This is a genomic window from Pseudoxanthobacter sp., assembly GCF_036822375.1.
Classification (GTDB): domain Bacteria; phylum Pseudomonadota; class Alphaproteobacteria; order Rhizobiales; family Segnochrobactraceae; genus Pseudoxanthobacter.
On record NZ_DAISHT010000168.1, the window covers coordinates 5,242 to 7,383 of the forward strand.

A 2,142-nucleotide genomic window follows, 5' to 3' on the forward strand; every position below is an offset into this window, starting at 1 on the left:
CGGCATCTCTTGGCGCGGTGTCTCTTGGCGCGGTGCCCTGATGCTGCTGCCGCTTGCCGTCTTCTCGCTGCTGGCGGTGATGTTCTTCATCGGCATCGCCCGCAACGCCGATCCCTCGGTCGTGCCCTCGCCGCTCGTCGGCCGGCCGGCACCGCAGACCGTTCTGCCGCCGCTGCCGGGTCTTGAGGCCGGCGGGCAGCCGGTGCCCGGCTTTTCCACCGCAGCGCTGGCAGGGCAGGTGTCGCTGGTCAATGTGTGGGCGTCGTGGTGCGCGCCCTGCCGGCTGGAACACCCCGTGCTGACGGAGCTTGCCCGCGACCCGCGCCTCGTCGTCGCAGGCATCAGCTACAAGGACGTGCCGGCAAACGCCCTGCGCTTCCTCGGCAGCCTCGGCAATCCCTACGCCGCCGTCGGCCTCGACCGCGACGGCCGCGCGGCCATCGAATGGGGCGTCTACGGTGTGCCGGAAACCTATCTCATCGGCCGCGACGGCACGGTCCGCTTCAAGGTCATCGGCCCGCTGGATCGGAGCGCCCTCGCCGGCCCGTTCGGCACCGCCCTGCAGGCCGCGCTGGCCGAGCCGCCCCCGGCACGCTGAACGCGGTGCCGCCGGCCGCCCGCCCCCGCGGCGGGCGCGACCGGCAAGCCTGGCCGGCAAGGCAATCCTGTCCGGCAAGCGCGCGGCAAGCATCGGTGCCTAAGACAAGGGCCCGCCTGCTCACGCGTCCGTGCGCAACACGGACCGCCATGCGGCTTGCCAAGCCGCCCCGGCGGGATTTTTCTGGCAAAAGCCCGGACGGAGAGGGGGCGGCCGGTATGCCGCGCGGCCGCAAGGCGCAGCGCGCAGCGTATCAAACAAGCCTATTTATACTGATCCCGGCCCACGGAACACGGATTGCAGGCAATGACGCGGCAGCACGAGGAGCAGAGCAGGCGCAGGCGGCCCATGGCCGCAATGCCGTGCCGCGCACCCGTGCCGGCGGCAATCCGGCCCGTCGCACCGTTGCGGGCCGGCTGGCTGCTGGCGGGCAGCCTGCTGGCCGGCAGCCTGCTGGCGGCCTGGTCCGCACACGCCGGCGATGCCGCCGCGGCCACCGTCACGGCGCAGGCCAGCGAACATGCCTCCCTGCCCGCCCGCACGGTGGTGGAACTCTTCACCAGTCAGGCCTGCGCCGCCTGCCCGCCGGCCGATTCCGTCATCGGCCGCTATGCCGACGACCGCGAAATGGTCGTGCTCACCTTCCCGGTCGATTACTGGAACTATCTGGGCTGGGCCGACACCTTCGCCACCAAGGTCGGCGCCCAGCGCCAGTTCGCCTATGCCGACCGGCGCCGCGACCGGCAGGTCTATACCCCGCAGGTCATCATCGACGGCTCGCTGGTCAGCGGCGGCAACGAGCGCGAGATCGACCGCGACATCGTGCGCGCCGCCACCCGGCCGCTGCTGCTGCCGGTGGGCGTTTCGCTGCAGCTGGAGGAAGGCGTGCTGCGGATCCGCGTGGCCGCCACGCCAGGCCGGCAATATAACGCCACCATCTGGCTCGCTTCGCTCGACCCCGACGAATCGGTGACGGTGGGCGGCGGCGAGAACAGCGGCCGCACCCTGCATTACCGCAATATCGTGCGCGACCTGCGCGCCGTCGGCATCTGGAACGGCAGCGAGGTGCAGATCGACCTGCCGGCCGCCGCCCTTATCACCGGCCTGTCGATGCCGGCCGCCGTGCCCGGCAGCCCGCCCGCGCCGGGCACGCCCCCTTCGGCGCTGGCCCGCCACCGCTGGCGCTCGGCCGTGGTGGTGCAGGCGGATGCCGACAGCAAGCCGGGGGCGATCCTGGGGGCGAGCTGGGTGGAATACGATGTCAGCGCCAACTAGCCCGGGGCCGGGTTCCGCCCGGAGCGGCGCGGTCGGGTGCGGCGGCCTGCGTCGTCCCTTGTGAAGACCCGTGCGGGCGGTTAAGCCTCTCGCGGCAGGCCATGCCTGCGCCTGCCGGGCCCACACCAGCCGAGAGCCTCCAGAAGCGATGAGCCTGCTGCGCAATTTCGCGACCGTCGGCGGCGCGACCCTCTCAAGCCGCGTTCTCGGCTTTATCCGCGATTCCTTCATCGCCGCCGCCATCGGCGCCGGTCCGGTGGCCGAGGCCT

General features: G+C 72.2%; 2 protein-coding genes. Both read left to right on the forward strand.

All coding sequences use genetic code 11. From position 1 onward, the window contains the following. The first annotated feature begins 40 nt into the window (after positions 1–40). Positions 41–598, forward strand: coding sequence for a DsbE family thiol:disulfide interchange protein (locus tag V7067_RS13630; protein ID WP_334176452.1), 558 nt, complete (start codon positions 41–43; stop codon positions 596–598). Positions 599–946: 348 nt separating this feature from the next. Next, a complete protein-coding gene (locus V7067_RS13635; RefSeq protein ID WP_334176450.1) occupies positions 947–1,873 on the forward strand; it encodes a DUF1223 domain-containing protein in 927 nt (308 codons plus the stop codon). Positions 1,874–2,142: the final 269 nt, after the last annotated feature.

What these genes read in the sequence shown, in the direction of transcription:
- V7067_RS13630 (WP_334176452.1), top strand. Translation starts at nt 41, where the DNA reads ATGCTGCTGCCGCTTGCCGTCTTCTCGCTGCTGGCGGTGATGTTCTTC.
- V7067_RS13635 (WP_334176450.1), top strand. Translation starts at nt 947, where the DNA reads ATGGCCGCAATGCCGTGCCGCGCACCCGTGCCGGCGGCAATCCGGCCC.